Below are 19,524 nucleotides of genomic sequence, written 5' to 3' on the forward strand. Positions count from 1 at the left end.
AATGGTCTGATGAATTACAACTATCTTTTCACAATTTTACTTAAATGACGCAAGTCGCTTCCCGATTGTGTGTCTTGGACCACAGTTTGACGTGTAAACGTTGTGGAAAAACAGTTAACAAATTTTTGAACATATGCTTACAAAAACATTCGTGCAAAACGACGCAAGCATACCCATCTTTGGAGGAAGTATCATGGTAGAAAAAATACTCGCCCGATCCGTTCGACTGATGTTTGTCGGTGGATTCGCGGTCAGCGCACTGGCGCAAACAGCCTATGCGCAACAAGCACCCGCAGCGGATGCCCCGTTGCAACAAGTCGTTGTGACAGGCTCCATGATGAAACGTGTTGATGCAGAAACTGCTGAAGCCGTGACCATCATCAAGTCAGAGACTCTCAAGGACATGGGCGTGACCAGTGTTGAACAGGCACTGGCATTGGTGACATCCAATAACTCGACGGTTACCACAGCAGTGGCTGTTGGTAGCTTCAGTGGCGGCGTTTCTGAGGCAAGCTTGCGCGGTCTCGGTGCGACAAAAACACTCGTATTGTTAGATGGTCAACGTCTTGCCAACAACGTCGCGAGTGGCGCCGGGGTCGACTTGAACACGATCCCGTTCACTGCGATCGATCATATTGAAGTGTTACGAGAGGGCGCTTCTTCTTTGTACGGTTCTGATGCGATTGCAGGTGTCATCAACTTCATTACCAAAAAAGATTTGCAAGGCGGTGAGGTGAACGTCGGTGGCACCATTCCTCAGGGTTCTGGTGGTAAGTCTGGTACCTTCGATTTGGCATGGGGTAAGGGTAACCTGTCCGAAGATGGCTATAACATCATGATGACGCTCAATCACACAGAGCAGAGCGAACTCACAGCATCCCAGCGTTCTTTTGCTAGCACAGGTTACAACCCAGGCTTAGGCTTGACGAACGTGAACGGCGTGACAGGTACAGCACCAGGTTCCTATTTCGATAGCAACAATAATTTGTGGCAAGTCGGCTATCCAAGCTGCGGCAATAATAAAAACGTTCTCGCATTAAATGGTAGCTGCCAGTTCTTATACTCTGCCGCCGTGGATTTGATTCCAAAGTCGAATTCCACCTCGGGCTTACTGCAATTGACCAAAACACTGCCGGGTAACAATACATTGACGGCACAGTACTTCTATAGCCGGTTTGAATTGACCACGTGGGGTGGACCACAGACCTACAGCTTTAACGTCAATCCAACCAATGCGTACTTCCCAACCGCCGCGAACTCAACCTGCGTAGGAACGTGCTCCACAACAACGCCTGTTTTGACAGGCCCTATCTTGGCGGGTTGGACGGATTTGAATAATAATCGTTACCAGGGTACGACGAATACCGAGCAACGTTTGCTGATTACACTCTCTGGTGACAACGCTGGGTGGGATTACTCGACTTCGTTGGATTGGAGCCAAAACAAAGGCATTCAACAGGTCTATGGTGGCTACGCTAACTACGCAAAAATTTCGCAAAACAATACCCTCAGTGATTTGATCAACCCGTTTGGCCCCCAGTCGGCTGCCGGTCAAGCATTAATCAACAGTGCCTATACCAGCGGTGATCTGTCCTCTGGAACATTGACGCTGACAAGCTTTAACGGTCATGCAAGCCATTCCTTAGGTGACGCTTTTAACGCAGGTCGTCAGGCACAGTTTGCGGTTGGTTTTGATTTCCGTAGCGAAAAAATCAGTGAAAACCCAACCCAACTGGCGACAGATTTGTACACAGCCACTTACTATCCACCAACCACGGTTGTGGGTAGCCGTAATTCCAAATCCTTATTTGCTGAAGTGAACGTTCCAGTGAGCAAGAAGTTGGATTTCACGGTGTCTGAGCGTTTCGACCAGTTCAGTGACTTTGGCTCCACCAACAACGCTAAGCTGTCTTTCGCGTACCAACCAACAGATATCCTGAAAATCCGTGGCTCTGCCTCGACAGGTTTCCGTGCACCAACACTGGTGGAAGAATATTCACCAAATACGCTGGGCGCAGCCGCAGGTAACATGACTGGCCCAGGTTGCCCTGCAGGTGGCACGAATCCGATTTTCACGAATACCGTGTGTAACTCACAAGGGATGGCGTTGACAGGTGGTAATCAAAAACTGAAACCAGAAACATCGAAAAACTTTGGTCTCGGCTTTATCATTGAACCAATCAAAAATCTGGATATCACGGTCGACTACTACAAGATCATGGTACAGAACGAGATCCAGACGTTGCCTGATACAGTGATCTACAACGACCCAGTGACCTACGCGAACAACTACAAGTTGAATAGCTCTGGTTCCTTGACACCAGCACCATTGGCTAATATCCAATGTCCAACGCCATCTGCGGCAACATGTGGTTATGTGATCCAAACCAACCAGAACACAGGTGGTATCAATACCTCAGGGATTGATTTGAGTGCTAGCTATGTGCTCAACACAGACTACGGTAAATTCCGTTTCAGCGCGGAAGGTACTTATGTGTTGACTTATAACCTGCAAGAGTTCTCGACAGGTCCACAACTGAATCTGGTCGGTCAGTTCAACCAAGGTAATCAGCCAGTCATTCGTTTCCAAGACTTGTTGAGTATCGACTGGACCAAGGGTCAATGGGGTGCAGGCTTGAGCAATCACTACATGTCCAAATACCAGGACTTTACAACGGATGCAGCCGGTAACAACATCGATGTTGGTGCTTACTCCATCTGGAATGCGCATGTTAGCTACAAACCGTTCAAAGGCATGCGTGTTGTGTTCGGTATCGACAACTTGCTCAATACCAACCCACCGTTCTCTAATCAGATTCAAAACTGGCAGGCTGGCTACAATCCAGTCTTCTCTAGCGCAGTTGGTCGTGCTTACAACTTGCGTGCGACTTATCAGTTCTGATAGGGAAGCATAACGACACTCAACGATGATTGATCTGATCATCGTTTAGAGTCTTCGCCGACAAAAAGGCTTTTCAGTGGGATCTAGTTAGGTGTCACTTCTTCAAAATGGTACTCGTTGAGTACCATTTTTTTTGTCTCTTGCATTTAGCATGCAGTCCATCGGAAAGGATTTGCTACGATTTTTTTTAAAAAATTTTTAGTGTTGTGAGCGAACGCGGCCAAAAAAATAATCTGAAAAAATAGCGAGCATATGAAAAATTTCTATGCATTTTTTTAGTGCATTTACTTTTTGGATTGGGCGCTGTTTCGCTGTAAGCAACACCAATCGATCAATGCATTATTCGGAAATACAACAAAATATTTTGATAATCTTAATATTCACTACGCAAATGAGAAACAAAATCTCTGGAGAGCGCAATATAAATAATTAAAACCGAATTTCGCAATAACGCACCATGGGATGCCCCAATTTTGGGCGTCATTTTTAAGTCGTAATGAGGTGTTGTTTTTTTGTGGCAATGTATCTACGCGAGATTGACAGTAACAATGATGAAATGGTTTCATACATGATCAAAAAGATTTTGATAAATAAATTTACAAATGTAAAAAAGTGTTTTGAATCGATTACAGGGCATTGTTTGTAGTTGCATTAGAAAACCAATCTCGGGAGCGTGACAAATGGTGAAAGAAAAAATATTGTCCCAGTCAGTGAGAATTATGTTCTCTGGCGGGATGATTGCTGGGCTCAGCTTGTTCGGTGCAGTCGCATCCGCACAAGAAGCGAAAGATGCAGCCCCAGCAGTCCAAAAAGTAGAAGTAACAGGTACTCGTATTCCAACGATTAACGTCGATGGTCCGAGCCCAGTGACGCAAATGACTGCCAAAGACATCAAAATCGATGGCGCACGTTCAACAGAAGATATTCTGAACAACCTGCCGCAAGTATTCGCGGATCAAGGTGGCGCGATCTCTAACGGTGCTAGCGGTACAGCTACCGTCAGTCTGCGCGGCTTAGGCGCTGACCGTACATTGGTACTGGTTAACGGTCGTCGTATGCCATACGGCAGCACAAGCAGCTCTGCAGCTGACTTGAACGAAATCCCAGCAGGTCTGATCAAACGCGTTGACGTTCTGACAGGCGGTGCAGGTGCGGTGTACGGTGCGGGTGCGGTAGCGGGTGTGGTCAACTTCATTCTCAAAGACAATTTTGAGGGTGTTGAAATGTCCGTTAACTCCAGCGGCTACAACCACAAACAACACAACGACAGCGTCACGTCTGCAGCTATTGCACATGGCTACCCTGTGCCAGGCAATATTAATTACGACGGTCAGATCAAAGATGCAAGCGTACTGGTTGGTGGCAATTTTGCTGACAACAAAGGTAACGCAACTTTGTATTTCTCTTACAAGCAAACTGAAGCTATCCTGCAATCTGCACGTGACTTCTCCTCTTGTACAGTTGCAGCAGTATCTGACACAGCGTATGCGTGCTCCGGTTCTTCCACAAGTGCAACTGGTCGTATCACAGGCAAAACAGGTTCCTATACTTTAGGTGCTGACGGTAACCCACGTAAATACGTTTCTGCACAAGATGCGTACAACTTTGGTCCAATCAACTACCTGCAACGTCCATCTGAAGTTTATGTCTTCAATGCGCAAGGTCACTTTGATATTAATGAGAATGTTCGTATCTACAACGAATTTAACTTCCATAACTATCACACAGACGCGCAAGTTGCTGCTGGCGGTATTTTCTACGGTCCACAGACACTGTCTTCAGATAATCCATTCCTGACACCAGCTTGGCAGAAAGCCCTGGGCTTCACAGGACCAGGCCAAACTTTGACGTTTAACATCGGTAAGCGTAACGTCGAAGGCGGTCCACGTATCGATGACATCACTGATCAGTCATTCCGTGATGTATTGGGCGTAAAAGGTTCTTTGGGTAACTGGACTTATGACGTATTCGGTCAAGTATCACGTGTTAACCACTCTGAAACGAAGCTGAATTATTTCTCTTCAGCGAAAATCGGTAACGCACTCGATGCAATTACTGATCCTAAGACTGGTAAGGCAGTTTGCCGCTCCGCAGATCCTACTTGTGTACCATACAACATGTTCGCTGTTGGTGGCATCACGCAAGCAGCGTTGAACTACCTGCAAGTTTCAGGTCTGTCACAAGGTCACACAGATCAAACGATCGTTGGTGGTAACATCGGTTCCGATCTCTCCGTGTACGGCATTAAGACTCCATGGACTACCCAAGGTGTTGGCGTATCCTTCGGTGTTGAGCGTCGTACAGAACGTTTGGTCTATGCACCAGACTATGAAACAGCTTCCGGTGATCTCGCTGGTGCTGGTGCAGCTTCTCCAGCAATCAACGGTGGTTACACAGTTCAGGAAGTATTTGGTGAAGTTCATGTGCCAATCGCTGAAAACCTGAAGTTCATCAAATCGTTGGATTTGAGCGCTTCTTATCGTTATTCTGATTACAGTACGAACGCTAAGACAAACACCTACGGTTTAGGCATTGAATGGTCTCCAATCAAAGAAGTACGTCTGCGTGGTAGCTATCAACAAGCTGTCCGTGCACCGACAATCTTTGATCTGTACAACCCAGCAGTTGTCGGTTTGGGTGGTCCATCTAACGATCCATGCGGTGGCACTAAGCCAACAGCAACAGCTGCACAGTGTGCTAACACAGGTGTCTCTGCTGCTCAATACGGTAACATCGAACTCAACAGCGCGAACCAGTATCAGTCTCTGACTGGTGGTAATGCGAATGTGAAACCTGAAAAGGCGAAAACATACACAATTGGTTTTGTTGTTGAGCCAGTTAAAAATCTGAGCTTCACTGTTGACGCGTTTAGCATCAAGATCGAAGACACGATTTCCTCTGTTGATCCAACAACATCTTTGAACCAATGTTTGACAACAGGAAATCCAGTCTACTGTAACCTGATCCACCGTGACAACCAAGGCAGCTTGTGGTTGACAACAAATGGTTATATCTCCGCAAACACAACGAATATCGGTAAATTAGAAACTTCCGGTATTGACGTGTCTGGAAGCTATTTCTACAAATTGAACGGCTGGGGTAGTTTGGCATTCAACTTGAACGGTACTTACCTGAGCAAGTTGAGTGTTGAAAACACACCAGGTTTGGGTTCTTATGACTGCGTTGGCTACTATGGTCCTTCCTGCGGTACGCCAACACCAAAATGGCGCTCCAAAGCACGTGTAACATGGGATACACCATGGAAACTGGAAATCGCTGGTACATGGCGTCATATGGATAAAGTGACTTCTGAGTTGAACAGTAGTAACCCACTGTTGAATTCAAGCGGTCCTGCTGCTGCAATCGAATCACAAATGGGTGCACGTGATTACTTCGATCTGTATGCTGCATATCCACTGACAAAAAATGTAACAATCAGCGGCGGTATCAACAACGTGTTTGACAGAGATCCACCAGTTGTTTCTACTGACGTAACTACTGCAGCAGGTTCTGCTAACGGTAATACTTACCCACAAGTGTATGACTCTTATGGTCGTAAGATCTTCGTGAACTTGACAGCAAAATTCTAATTTTGTCTGCGTAGTTCATCTTAAAAACGGCATGCGCGAGCATGCCGTTTTTTTTCGGGCAATATTGAACGATTTGTTGATGTAAACGAAGAGTGAGCGAAGTCATATCGACTTCATCCTTGTCTATTGAGAACAAATAAGACATAAAATAGGTGGCAATCAATGATTGCCGCACCACAGAAATAGCAATATCAGTGGCAGTTCATTTCCGTTTTTTTTGTAGGGGTTGGGTGAGACAAACATGCAGCAAACACGAGACGTAGCGAGAGAGATCGAGATCCTGACCGCGGCCGCTAATAAGGCATTGCAAGAGGGAAAGGGTAGTCAAGCGATCACCTATTGGGGACAAATTTTATTATTGAATCCCAACCATATCCCCACCTTAGCGGCTTTAGGAAAATACTCGTTAGCGAATAACGACAACAACAGTGCCTGTAAGGCTTTTGAGCGGGTGTGTCAGATTGATGGTCGAGATCCGCAACAATGGATTAGCCTGGCGATCGCGTATCGAAAATTAAATAATATCGATGGCGAGAGTGCTGCGATCCAGCAGGCATTGGTGGCCGACCCAATGGATATGCTTGCCCTGATTATGAAAGCCGATTTACATACACGGCTGGGTGAAACGCATCAGGCTGCCTTGACGTACGGCAGCGTGGTGAAAGTCGCTCCACCTATTGAAAGAGTGCATCCAAGTCTCCGTCCTTCTATTGAATTTGCGATGCAATACAAGGCTAATTATGACCAGGAGCACGGCAAGTTTTTAGATGATTTTCTGGCGACCGCGTACCAAGAAGTTCATGGAGAACAACTCGATCGTTTCCGTGACTCGGTCGATATCATGGTGGGTCGTAAAAAGCGCTACGACTCGCAGTCATTGCTCTATCACTATCCTAGTTTAGCACCTGTCGAATTTTTCGATCATGAGCGCTTTCCGTGGCTTGCGGAAATTGAAAATGGTACCGAACAAATCCTCACCGAGTTTATGCACGTGCTGGGTGAAGAAGAAGGATTTACGCCGTATCTGGAATACAGTCCTGGGGTACCCATGGGGCAATTGGCGGAATTAAACAATTCGCCTGATTGGAGTGCTTACCACTTATACAAAGACGGCGTTGTTCAAGAAGCGAATGCGGCGAAATGTCCCAATACCATGCGCTTGTTGTCGCTGGCACCACAACCCATTCAATTAGGTAAAACGCCATCGGCATTATTTTCGTTGTTAAAGCCGAAGACCCATATTCGTCCACACACTGGTGCGTCCAATGTGCGACTGCTTACGCATATTCCGTTAATTATTCAGGAACATTGTGGATTCAGAGTGGGCAACCAAACGAAACCGTGGATTCCCGGACAAGCCCTTGTGTTTGATGACACCATTGAACATGAAGCGTGGAATAACAGCGATCAATTGCGCGTTGTGATGATCTTTGATATCTGGCATCCCGACTTGAGTGAAGCCGAGCGCCATATGATTACAGCGATGTCCAAAGCCGAGTTAGCTTTCAAAGAGCGCCATTCTCTCTGAGTGATGCTGGCATTTTCTGTTCTGAGCGGTGGCGTGGCAGATGGCTTACGTCACCGCTTTTTGTGAGCGACGCGTTATCGCTGATGGACTTTTTTTCCCGCCGCATAGGTCGCCTCAATACACCGATCATCGCCCAACATTGCTAAGACAAATAATTGCTCTTCCAATGAATTGACGTGTTTGCTTCGCCTTGCTAAGAGCGGCGTCGCTTGCGGGTTCACGAGAATAAAATCGGCCTCATTGCCGACCTTCAAACTACCAATCACATTCTCTAATTGCATTGCCCGCGCTGCGCCCAAGGTGGCGGTATAAAACATACTAGACGCAGGCAAATATCGACCACCCATGCGGGCGACTTTGTATGTTTCGTTCATGGTTTGCAGCATCGAAAACGACGTGCCACCACCGACATCCGTCGCCATCGACAAGGGAACATGTGCCGCATCCGCTTTATCAAAATCAAAGAGCCCACTCCCTAAAAATAAATTCGAGGTGGGACATAAGGCGACGGCAGATTGGGTCTCTGCCATCCGTTGCCTATCGATGTCATCGAGCCAGATACAATGGGCGTACATCGCCCGAGGGCGCATCAAACCGACGCGATCGTAAATATCGAGATAACTACGAGCCTCTGGAAACAGCGATCGTGCCCATGCACATTCGTCTTTGTTTTCAGCGACGTGCGTCTGAATGAATGTATCTGGATAGGCTTTCGCTAATTCTCCCGTCAGGTGTAATTGCTCGGGTGTCGATGTGGGTGCAAACCGCGGTGTCAGGGCGTACAGCTGGCGTCCGCGGTGATGCCATCGTTGAATCAGCGCCTCGCTATCACGCGCCCCTGTCTCTGCGGTGTCCTGTAAGAATTCTGGACAATGGCGATCCATCAGAACCTTACCTGCCACCATGCGTAGATCACGTTGTTCACTTTGATTGAAAAACGCCTCAACAGAGGCGGAATGGACGGTGCAATACACCATCGCAGTCGTCGTTCCAGCCCGTAATAGCTCGTCCAGAAAAAACGCAGCGACCTCGTTGGCATGTGCGGGGTCTTGAAATTGTCGTTCGGTCGGGAACGTGTATTGTTCCAGCCATGGTAGTAATCCCGGTGCCGGAGAGGCGATCATATCCGTCTGGGGGTAATGAATATGCGTATCGATAAAGCCGGGCATGATGATCTTGCCGGGATGGTGTTCGACAGATAAGTTATTTGGAATGAGATGCTGAAGTGCTGCATAGTCACCCGCAGCAGCAATTTTATCGCCCGCCAGCAACAGCAAGCCATCGCTGTGCCAGTGCATCGCACCCTCCTGATGAGCAGGATTGTCCGAAAAATGTAAAAGACTGGCGCGAAGGGCAGAGGTGATATTCATGCGTTTATGTCGAAGGAGAAGATGGTTGCACAGCAGTGATCGCCCGCAGGATCGCCTCGCTGGTCGCGGGGGCGGTGAGCGGCGGGTTGATTTTACCGTCGGCAACGCTGGCGATGGCATCGCGAATGGCAAAAAAGACCGAGAATGGTAAAAGTAATGGCGGCTCACCCACGGCTTTAGAGCGATGAATGCTATCAGCAACATTAAGATTGTGAAATAAACGGACGCGGAAATCCTCCGGACAATCCGAAATCGCCGGAATTTTATAAGTCGATGGCGCGTGGGTGGTGAGCTTCCCGTTGGCATTCCACACCAGTTCTTCGGTCGTCAACCAACCCATACCCTGAATAAACGCGCCCTCCACCTGGCCAATATCGATGGCGGGATTGAGTGAGTTTCCGGCATCGTACAACGCGTCTGCACGAAGGAGTTTCCATTCACCGGTCAAGGTATCAACAATGACTTCGGATACCGCCGCGCCGTAGGCGTAGTAAGAAAATGGGCTGCCCGTCATGGTTTTACTGTCCCACTTCAAATGGGGGGTGGCATAGAATCCGTCAGACCAAAGCTGGACACGCGCCAGATAAGCCTTATTGACCAGTTCTTCAAAAGGCAGATGGTGGTCGTCCCACATTACCTGACCATCCGCAAAACGGACCGTTTGTGCATCGCCCCCGAAACTCGCTGCGGCGAAAGCGGCAAGTCGTTCACGGATCTGCCGTGCTGCGTCTTGGGCCGCCTTCCCGTTTAGATCGGCCCCTGTGGAAGCGGCTGTTGCGGAAGTATTGGCGATTTTGGTGGTGTCGGTGGCGGTCACGCGCACCTGTGCCAGCGGCAAGCCAAGCTCATGCGCCACGACTTGGGCGACTTTGGTATTGAGACCTTGTCCCATTTCAGTGCCACCGTGATTCACGAGGACGGAACCATCCAAATACACATGGACCAAGGCACCGGCCTGATTGAGGTGCGTCACATTGAAGGCAATACCAAATTTATGCGGCGTTAAGGCGAGCCCTTTTTTGAGGACGGGACTGCTGGCATTGAAGGCAGTGATATCGTCACGGCGTCGACGGTATTCGCTGGTGGTTTCTAACTCCGCCACCAGTTCATGAATCACGTTATCCACCACTTTTTGTCCGTAATGGGTGACGTTGCGTCCTTCGCTGTCATTACGCCCATAGAAATTCACTTTGCGGATATCCAACGCGTCTTTACCGAGTAAACGTGCAATATTATCGACGACGTATTCAATCAAGATCGCGCCTTGCGGCCCGCCAAAGCCACGAAACGCCGTATTGGATTGGGTATTGGTTTTACCGCACATAGCGCGGATATCCACATCCGACAAATAATAGGTGTTATCGACGTGACACACGGCACGGGTCGCTACGGGGCCTGACAAATCCGCTGAAAATCCAGCGCGTGAGATCATCTCAAAGCGTGCACCTAGTATTAAACCATCTGCGTTGTATGCCACTTCATAATCGTAGTGGAACTCGTGCCGCTTACCGGTGACCATCATGTCATCATCCCGATCTGCACGTAATTTGACAGGACGTTTCAGGCGGAACGCACACAATGCGGCAGCAGCCGCCCACAAGCCGGATTGCGACTCTTTGCCACCAAAACCACCACCCATGCGACGGCATTCTACTTGTACGCTATGTGAGGGGATTGCCAATGCATGCGCAATGATGTGCTGCATTTCACTGGGGTGCTGGGTAGAGCAGAAAACAGACATGCCCTGTGATTCTTTGGGGATCGCATAGGCAATCTGCCCTTCCAGATAAAACTGTTCCTGACCACCCACTTGCCACGTACCTTGGATGCGGTGGGGCGCGGAAGCGATCGCTGCTTGTGCATCACCGCGTGACAGCGCCATAGGAGGCAAGACAAACGACGATGCGTCTTTGGCTGCGCGCGGGTGCAGAATTGCCGGCAGGGCGTCGTACTCAATCACCGCCAAACGTGCTGCACGTCGAGCGAGTTCGTGGCTTTGCGCCACCACGACAAAAAGGGGTTGACCGACGTATTCAACCACACCCTCTGCCAGAATTGGATCGTCTTTGATAATGGGACCGCATTGATTCGATCCTGGAAAATCCTGCGCCGTATAGACAGCGACAACCCCTGATGCAGAACGCACCTGATCGAGGTGCATTGCGACTATCTTCGCATGGGCTTGTGTCGACAAACCTAATGCTGCATGCAGCGTACCAATGACTTCGGGCAGATCGTCGGTGTAATTGGCCGTGCCTGAGACGTGCAAAATAGCCGATTCGTGCGGATGGGATCGACCGACTTCTGCCCATGGTGTGACAGCGGACGTGGTTGTTTGGATTGGTTTCATTTGACCTCCAGCAATGCACTCGTTGGGGTCGCTGCGGTTGCGGTCGAAGCACTAAAGGCATTGACGCTTTGCCGAGAGAGTGGCGCAGTGATCCGTGTTTCGAGCCAGAAGCGTTTCAGTAAGTGTTGAGCCGTCTGTAAGCGATAGGCCGCAGAGGCCCGCATATCAGATAACGGCGCATAATCTTCGGCCAAAGCGGCCATGGCTGCCTGCACTGCTGCTTCATCCCAATGTTGTTGATTGAGTGCCGCTTCCGCATGGGATGCGCGCTTGGGCGTTGCCGCCATCCCGCCAAAAGCGATACGCACATTGCTTAAACGCCCTTCGGTGAGTTCCGCTGAAAACGCCGCGCAAACCGCCGAGATATCCTGATCAAAACGTTTCGCTAGCTTGTAGGTGCGGAAAATTCTGTTGGGGTGAGGTAAAGGAATGCGGATGGCACGCACGATTTCATCGGCTCGCAATGCCTTTTTCTGATACCCCAGATAAAAATCCTCGAGAGGCATCTCCCGTTCGCCATCCGCACCGTGCAACACAATGCGGCTACCGAGGGCGATCAGCCACGGCATCGAGTCACCAATAGGCGAGCCGTTGGCAACATTGCCACCCAAGGTGCCCGCATGGCGGATTGGTAGAGAGGCAAACCGTTGCCATAACTCCGTCAGCTCGTCTGGATACAGATCACAAATGTGCCGGTAAGCATCATCAAGGCTGACGGCGGCGCCGATTTCTAGTACGCCATCTTCTTGTCGGATGTCATGTAGCTCTTTGACTTTGCCGAGATAAATGATCGGACCTAGTTCTCGGAATTGCTTTGTCACCCAAATCCCAATATCTGTGCCGCCCGCCAAAAGACACGCCTCTGGAACCTGTTGGCGCAGAGTGATGAGGCCCGAGAGCGACTGGGGGGCATAAAAATCTTGATCGTGGTAGCGATAATGCAGTGCTTCGGACCGCTGCAACTGGCGCAGTGCATCCAGCAGCGTTTGTTTGTCAAAATCGACGCGCGGCAGTTGTTCCATGTGATGCGCCGCGTCGATGATGGGGCGGTATCCCGTACAGCGGCACAGGTTGCCAGAGAGAGCAATATCAATTTGTTTGCGCGTCAACGGTGCGCAGGGTGGTTCACGGTCAAGATAGAGATCCCACAAGGACATCACAAAGCCCGGTGTGCAGAAGCCACATTGTGATCCATGGCAATCGACCATTGCCTGTTGTACTGGATGCAATTGTGTTTCTGTACTCAGGTCTTCCACCGTAAAAATCGCTTTGCCATCTAAGGTTGGCATGAGCTGAAGACAAGCATTGACCGATTTCATGGTCACTTCGCCATTGCTGATGTCACCAATCACAACGGTACACGCGCCACAATCACCCTCCGCACATCCTTCTTTCGTCCCTGTGCAGTGCAGGTCTTCACGCAAGTGCTGCAATAAAGTACGGGTCGGCGGAATCTGATCGACTTGATGAATTTGCTTCTGAAAGAAATAACGAATCGTGCCGGACATGCGAACTCCGAAGGGAAGTGTTGTGAAAATACACGCTAACGAGGGTGAATAGTACAGATATCGAAGGTTAGCATTCCGATACGGTTGCGCTATATCTAATCAGTGATGCTGCATATCAATCCAAATGCAATCTGTGATGAATCAACGGACAAATTTTGCATTTGAGATCCGATTTACACTATTTTTTTGCTTCGCAGCAAAGAAAATTCAGGGCTTATTTCAAATTGCGGATCATAATTAGTTTGATTAAATTTTGTGCAGACGACAAGATAGTGATAAATTGAAACTACTTTGCAACACAAATGAAGTGGTAATGTGAAAATTGAGATGTTGATGCGTTGAATTTACGCAAAAAAAGCCATTTCCATTGGGCAAAATTAAAGTATATTTCTATTTATTATCACGAAAATTAATTTACATCACGACGTGCCATTTTGTTTTTTGAAAACGGCGACGCGAAGATCGGCAGGAATGCCATCGAAGTAAAAAAGAGTAGAGATAAAAAGGCATATTACGCGGCACATATTTACCTGGGGTCGTCTCAGAAGGCAGAGCGCACCGGGATTTTGTTTGTTTTAACCATTTTTTCAGAGTAGTTACGCAATGAATTTCTCAAATATGACCGTCAGCAAACGTCTGGGTGCAGGTTTCGCACTGGTATTGGCATTTCTTGTTGCCGTTACCATTGTTGGTATCTCCAGAATGGCACAGATCCAAGGCCGATTAGAAAACATCGTTAATGTCAGCAACGTAGAAACCCGCCTCGCGTTGGATATGCGAGCGATTGTGTATGACCGTATGGTGTCTTTACGCAATTTGACGTTGCTTAATGATGCTGCCGATATGGAAAAAGATCTGGCGAAGATCGCCGATCAATCGAAAAAATATGCAGAGGCCAATGAAAAGCTCTTGAAGCTGGCAGAGACCGACGGTGGTCCAAGCGCTGAGAAAAAAGAGTTGTTGAACAAACTGAAAGAGCGTGAATCTGCCGCTTCCGCTTTGCCTGCGAAAGCGCAAGAACTCGGTTTGGCAAATAACCCAGAAATGGCGACGATCGCTCTGATCAAAAAAGTACGTCCAGTTCAGCAAAACTGGTTGGATTCTCTGGACGAATTAGTCACGTTAGAAGACAAGGTCAACTCTCAAGTAGCCGCTGACGCGAACGCAGCGTTTAAAGCAGCAACGACACTGATGTTGATTCTTGGTGCATTGGCGTTAGCTGGCGGCATTGTTGCTGCGGTCTACATTAGCCGTAGCCTGCTCAAGCAATTGGGCGGTGAGCCAAACTATGCGGCAGAAATCGCAGGTCAGATTGCTGCGGGTGAATTAACAACGAACATCGACGTGCAATCCGGTGACGATAGCAGTTTGATTTTCGAAATGAAAAAAATGCGCGACAGTCTGGTCAATATCGTTGCGCAGGTGCGTTCCGGTACAGACACCATTGCTACCGCATCAAGCGAAATCGCGATGGGTAACTTGGACTTGTCTTCACGTACAGAACAACAAGCAAGCTCATTGGAGAAGACAACTTCCTCCATGCGTGAACTGACCACGACAGTGAAACAAAACGCCGACAACGCCCGCGAAGCAAATCAATTAGCCGCGTCTGCATCTGAAGTGGCACGTCAAGGTGGTGCAGTGGTAGCGCAGGTGGTTGATACCATGGGTTCCATTAACGAATCTTCGAAGAAAATCGTCGATATCATTAGCGTGATTGACGGCATCGCTTTCCAGACCAACATTTTGGCGTTGAATGCTGCGGTCGAAGCAGCCCGTGCAGGTGAGCAAGGTCGTGGTTTTGCCGTGGTTGCGGCTGAGGTGCGTAACTTGGCACAACGTAGTGCCGCTGCGGCGAAAGAAATCAAAACATTGATTGACACGTCGGTTGAAAAAGTTGAAATCGGTACTAAACTTGTTGGACAGGCTGGTGTCACGATTGACCAAGTAGTGAGCAGTGTCAAACATGTGACAGATATCATTGCTGAAATCACAGCAGCGAGCCAAGAACAAAGTGTTGGTATTGAAGAAGTGAACCACGCGATCATTGAAATGGATGGCGTGACACAACAAAATGCTGCGTTGGTAGAAGAAGCGGCAGCAGCAGCGCAAAGTTTGCAGGATCAAGCGGCAGAATTGGCCAAAGTCGTTAGCGTCTTTAAATTGGGTGCGCATGATAACTTGCTTTCACATCGCCCAGCGCCGACACCAACAGCAGCACCGAAACGTGCAGAGCCATTGAAAGTGAATAAGCCAAGAGCGGCAGCACCAAAATCTTTACCTTCTGCCCGCCCTGCACCACGCCCTGCAACGAAATCGACAGGCACCTCATCCGGTACGTCGAATGCATCGAACAAATCGCAATCGGCCGATGACGGTTGGGAAGAATTTTAATTAAACAAACATCAGACGTTGTTTATCTATATTGACCAGAAACGAAAAGAAATATCATTATGAAATCTCCGCTCTCTACACTCCTGTGTTCGCTCTTATTTGTTGCAGCATCTTCCGCCATGGCTGCTGATACCGCACCTGTGATGGACAATAAGTCTTGCGATCCACCAAAATACCCAAAAGCAGCACTGATGAATGAAGAGACTGGTACTGTGTCGATGGGTTTTTTAATCAGTACCGACGGTAAAGTTGTTGACTCTAAAGTTGAAAAATCTAGCGGCTCTAAGAGTCTCGATAAAGCTGCGGTCACCGCACTGGCACTGTGCAAATTTAGAGCTGGTACCAAGGATGGTAAGCCAGAACAAACTTGGACAAAAGTCGATTTCGTTTGGAAGCTCGAATAAGAACTGATATGTTTGATGCGGGAGTCTTATTGACCTAGCTACCGCATCCTTCAAAGTAAAAAAAGAAGCGCAATTGGATTGCGCTTCTTTTTTTTTACGACGATGTTCCGGTAATGATGATATTTATTTCAAACCACGACGTACCAGTAACGGTTCGATCTCTGGATCACGACCACGGAAATTGCGGAAAGACTGCATCGGATCAATACTACCGCCACGGGACAACAATTGTTGTCTGAACCAGTCGCCATTTTTACGGCTTAACCCGCCATGCTCTTTAAACCATTCCACGGTATCGGCATCAAGTACTTCACTCCACAGATACGCATAGTAGCCTGCAGAGTAGCCGCCACCAAAGCTATGTGAGAAGTAGGGCGTACGGTAACGAGGTGGCACAGGGGCAAAGTCAACACCAGCGTCTTTCAGTGCAGTCGCTTCAAACGCCATCGTATCTGTTGGAATTTGCTTACTGCTTAACTGATGCCAGCGTTGATCCAACAAGCTCGCAGACAGGTATTCGGTGGTGGTAAAGCCTTGATTAAACTTACGGCTCGCCACAATCTTATCGACGAGATCCTGTGGGATGGCTTCGCCAGTTTTGTAATGCTTCGCGTAGTTTTTCAAGACCTCTGGCCATACTGCCCACATCTCGTTCACCTGCGACGGATACTCAACGAAATCGCGTGGAACGTTGGTGCCAGAGAATCGTGGATAACGCACTTGCGAGAACATGCCATGCAGGGCGTGACCAAACTCATGGAACGCCGTCTTGACTTCATCTGGCGTCAGCAGTGTCGGCTGCCCTGCCGGTGGCTTCGGAATATTGAGATGATTGGCGATCACTGGTTTCGTTGCAAACAAGCCAGATTGATCAACGTAGTTATTCATCCACGCACCACCGCGCTTATTGTCACGCGCATACATGTCCGCGATGAAAATAGCGAGCGGCTTACCATCAACGTCGTACACTTCAAAAACGCGCACGGTTGGTTCATACACAGGCAGATCTTTGCGCTCTTTGAAACTAATGCCGTAAAGCTGATTGGCAGCGAAGAAGACACCGTTCTGCAGTACGCTATTTAATTCAAAATAAGGACGTAACTGATTGTCATCAAACGCATATTTCTGTTGGTGCAAACGCTCGCTGTAGAATGCCCAATCCCATGCCGCCAGTTGGAAATTGCCATGCTCATCATCGATCAGCTTTTGTAATTCCGCCGCTTCTTTTTTCGCATTGGCGACACCTGCCGGTGCCAGTTCGCCCAGCATCTTATTCACGGCAGCGGGGGTTTTCGCTGTTTCGTCTTCGAGACTATAGGCCGCGAAATTGGCGTAACCCAATAACTCTGCTCGTTCAGCACGTAAGCGCGCTAATGTCAGTACCACCTCGCGGTTGTCGCCTTCACCACCATGGCTGCCACGTTGCACCGATGCTTCATAGAGACGTTGACGTGTTTTGCGGTTTTCGAGTGTCGCTAACAAAGGCTGACCCGTCGTGTTCATCAAAGGAATCATGTATTTGCCATCGAGCCCTTTGGCTTTGGCGGTCGCCGCTGCAGTCTCGATTTCCGTCGCCGACAGACCTGCTAATTCTTCTTTTGTATCAACGACCAAGGCCGAAGCGTTGGTGTCTTTCAGGACATTCTGATTAAACTTATTTTCCATCGTCGCCAATTGCGCATTGAGGGATTTCAGTTTCTCTTTCTCCGCGGCTGATAGATTGGCACCAGCACGGACAAAATCGGTGTAATAACGATCTAACAATCGGTCTGATTCAGCATCGAGGTGCAAACTGGCTTTTTGTTCCACCAAACGTTGAATGCGTTTAAATAATTGCGCATTAAGAGAGATCGCATCTTGGTGTGCCGATAAGGCTGGTGCCAGATCACCGGACAGGGCTTCGAGCGTCGGGTTGGTGTTAGCACCCAGTTGATTAAAGAAAATCGTCGCTACACGTTTGAGCGTCTGACCACTGCGTTCGAGTGCAATGACGGTATTGTCAAAGGTCGGCTTGGCAGGGTTAGCTGCAATCGCTTTAATCTCAGCATCATGCTGACGCATTGCCTCTGCAAAAGCGGGGGCGTAGTCCTCATTATGAATTTTATCAAAAGCTGGGTACTCGAATTCGAGCGCACTTTTGACCAGCAAAGGATTCTTTTTCAACGCACCAGGACTGGATATTGTCTTTGAGGCAGTTGGGGTAGCAGGAGAGGTTGCGTCTGCAGCAACGCTGGATTGAATTGCCAGCGCGGAGCAGAACAGCATGAGCAGGGGTTTGTTCATGAGAATTTAACGAGTTATTGAGTGTAGAAGAGAAAGAATAGACCATTTTTATTGAAGATAATTCCCTAAATACATGAAATCTTTGCTGAATGAATGCACTGAGTGGGTGATTGCAACATGACGCCATGACCTCGTTGCTTTTGCGCTTACTTTCTTCTCATGATCACGCGCCTCTTTATGCCGTCGCTCCCGCGAAGGCGGGAGCCCAGTGGCGCGTGAGCGCCTTGTTGTGGGGGCGTTGATCGCAGCAAGAAAGCGCTTTCGCGCACTGGATCCTCCGCCTGCGCGGAGGATGACGGGGTGTAGAGTTGGGATGAGGAGGTACGAATAGGGGATGACGGGGTATAGAGCTGGGACGACGATGTACGAATAGGGGACGAAGAGGTATAGATCTAGAATGACGAAGCAAAAATAAAGGATCACGCCTCTCTCAACATCGTCGCTCCTGCGAAGGCGGGAGCCCAGTGGCGCGTAAGCGCCTTGTTGTGGGTGCGTTGATCGCAGCAAGAAAGCGCTTTCGCGCACTGGATCCCCCGCCTGCGCGGAGGATGACGGGGTGTAGAGTTGGGATGACGAGGTACGAATAGGGGATGACGGGGTGTAGAGCTGGGATGACGAGGCACGAATAGGGGATGACGGGGTATAGAGCTGGGACGACGATGTACGAATAGGGGATGAAGAGGTATAGATCTAGGATGACGAGGCAAAAATAATGGACCACCCGTCTCTCAACATCGTCGCTCCCGCGAAGGCGGGAGCCCAGTGGCGCGTGAGCGCCTTGTTGTGGGGGCGTTGATCGCAGCAAGAAAGCGCTTTCGCGCACTGGATCCTCCGCCTGCGCGGAGGATGACGGGGTGTAGAGTTGGGATGACGAGGTACGAATAGGAGATGACGGGGTATAGAGCTGGGACGACGATGTACGAATAGGGGACGAAGAGGTATAGATCTAGAATGACGAAGCAAAAATAAAGGACCACCCGTCTCTCAACATCGTCGCTCCCGCGAAGGCGGGAGCCCAGTGGCGCGTGAGCGCCTTGTTGTGGGGGCGTTGATCGCAGCAAGAAAGCGCTTTCGCGCACTGGATCCTCCGCCTGCGCGGAGGATGACGGGGTGTAGAGTTGGGATGACGAGGTACGAATAGGGGATGACGGGGTATAGAGCTGGGACGACGATGTACGAATAGGGGACGAAGAGG

General features: G+C 49.1%; 9 protein-coding genes. 5 read left to right on the forward strand and 4 right to left on the reverse strand.

Annotated elements, in window-relative coordinates; genetic code table 11:
- The first annotated feature begins 193 nt into the window (after window positions 1-193).
- From ACO0K2_RS05160 to ACO0K2_RS05170, 3 genes are all read left to right on the forward strand, one after another.
- Complete coding sequence (locus ACO0K2_RS05160; protein WP_423016450.1) at window positions 194-2,902, forward strand: TonB-dependent receptor plug domain-containing protein; 2,709 nt, start codon at window positions 194-196, stop codon at window positions 2,900-2,902.
- Between the two features lie 680 nt (window positions 2,903-3,582).
- Window positions 3,583-6,492 carry a TonB-dependent receptor domain-containing protein gene (locus tag ACO0K2_RS05165; protein WP_423016452.1) on the forward strand — a complete coding sequence of 970 codons (2,910 nt, stop codon included), beginning with the start codon at window positions 3,583-3,585 and terminating at the stop codon, window positions 6,490-6,492.
- Window positions 6,493-6,733: 241 nt separating this feature from the next.
- The gene (locus ACO0K2_RS05170; RefSeq protein WP_423016454.1) at window positions 6,734-8,020 is read left to right on the forward strand and encodes an aspartyl/asparaginyl beta-hydroxylase domain-containing protein; all 1,287 of its coding nucleotides are present in this window, start codon (window positions 6,734-6,736) and stop codon (window positions 8,018-8,020) included.
- A gap of 74 nt (window positions 8,021-8,094) precedes the next feature.
- On the opposite strand, the gene guaD is transcribed toward ACO0K2_RS05170, so the two are convergent.
- Genes guaD through xdhA form a run of 3 tightly spaced genes read right to left on the reverse strand, consistent with a single transcriptional unit; the run spans window position 8,095 to window position 13,248 of the window.
- Window positions 8,095-9,390, reverse strand: coding sequence for a guanine deaminase (gene guaD, locus ACO0K2_RS05175; protein WP_423016456.1), 1,296 nt, complete (start codon window positions 9,388-9,390; stop codon window positions 8,095-8,097).
- Between the two features lie 4 nt (window positions 9,391-9,394).
- On the reverse strand, window positions 9,395-11,740 hold the full coding sequence (gene xdhB, locus ACO0K2_RS05180; protein ID WP_423016458.1) for a xanthine dehydrogenase molybdopterin binding subunit: 2,346 nt from the start codon (window positions 11,738-11,740) through the stop codon (window positions 9,395-9,397).
- Entirely contained in the window at window positions 11,737-13,248 is a 1,512-nt protein-coding gene (gene xdhA, locus ACO0K2_RS05185; protein WP_423016460.1) for a xanthine dehydrogenase small subunit, read from the reverse strand. Before xdhA ends, xdhB begins: the two co-directional genes overlap by 4 nt.
- A 603-nt stretch (window positions 13,249-13,851) precedes the next feature.
- Between xdhA and ACO0K2_RS05190 the strand changes: the two genes are divergently transcribed.
- Together ACO0K2_RS05190 and ACO0K2_RS05195 are read left to right on the forward strand one after the other, a co-directional pair.
- Window positions 13,852-15,642, forward strand: coding sequence for a methyl-accepting chemotaxis protein (locus ACO0K2_RS05190; protein WP_423016462.1), 1,791 nt, complete (start codon window positions 13,852-13,854; stop codon window positions 15,640-15,642).
- Window positions 15,643-15,701: 59 nt separating this feature from the next.
- Window positions 15,702-16,046, forward strand: a complete 345-nt coding sequence (locus tag ACO0K2_RS05195; RefSeq protein ID WP_423016464.1) for an energy transducer TonB — start codon at window positions 15,702-15,704, stop codon at window positions 16,044-16,046.
- 123 nt (window positions 16,047-16,169) lie between these two features.
- Here ACO0K2_RS05195 and ACO0K2_RS05200 read toward each other — a convergent pair whose 3' ends face one another.
- The gene (locus tag ACO0K2_RS05200; RefSeq protein WP_423016466.1) at window positions 16,170-18,329 is read right to left on the reverse strand and encodes a M3 family metallopeptidase; all 2,160 of its coding nucleotides are present in this window, start codon (window positions 18,327-18,329) and stop codon (window positions 16,170-16,172) included.
- Between the last annotated feature and the right edge of the window lie 1,195 nt (window positions 18,330-19,524).

The organism is Undibacterium sp. MH2W (genome assembly GCF_049340215.1).
Classification (GTDB): domain Bacteria; phylum Pseudomonadota; class Gammaproteobacteria; order Burkholderiales; family Burkholderiaceae_D; genus Undibacterium.

Coding starts and splice junctions, on each gene's coding strand:
- ACO0K2_RS05160 (WP_423016450.1), top strand. CDS start 194: ATGGTAGAAAAAATACTCGCCCGATCCGTTCGACTGATGTTTGTCGGT.
- ACO0K2_RS05165 (WP_423016452.1), top strand. CDS start 3,583: ATGGTGAAAGAAAAAATATTGTCCCAGTCAGTGAGAATTATGTTCTCT.
- ACO0K2_RS05170 (WP_423016454.1), top strand. CDS start 6,734: ATGCAGCAAACACGAGACGTAGCGAGAGAGATCGAGATCCTGACCGCG.
- guaD (WP_423016456.1), bottom strand. CDS start 9,390: ATGAATATCACCTCTGCCCTTCGCGCCAGTCTTTTACATTTTTCGGAC.
- xdhB (WP_423016458.1), bottom strand. CDS start 11,740: ATGAAACCAATCCAAACAACCACGTCCGCTGTCACACCATGGGCAGAA.
- xdhA (WP_423016460.1), bottom strand. CDS start 13,248: ATGTCCGGCACGATTCGTTATTTCTTTCAGAAGCAAATTCATCAAGTC.
- ACO0K2_RS05190 (WP_423016462.1), top strand. CDS start 13,852: ATGAATTTCTCAAATATGACCGTCAGCAAACGTCTGGGTGCAGGTTTC.
- ACO0K2_RS05195 (WP_423016464.1), top strand. CDS start 15,702: ATGAAATCTCCGCTCTCTACACTCCTGTGTTCGCTCTTATTTGTTGCA.
- ACO0K2_RS05200 (WP_423016466.1), bottom strand. CDS start 18,329: ATGAACAAACCCCTGCTCATGCTGTTCTGCTCCGCGCTGGCAATTCAA.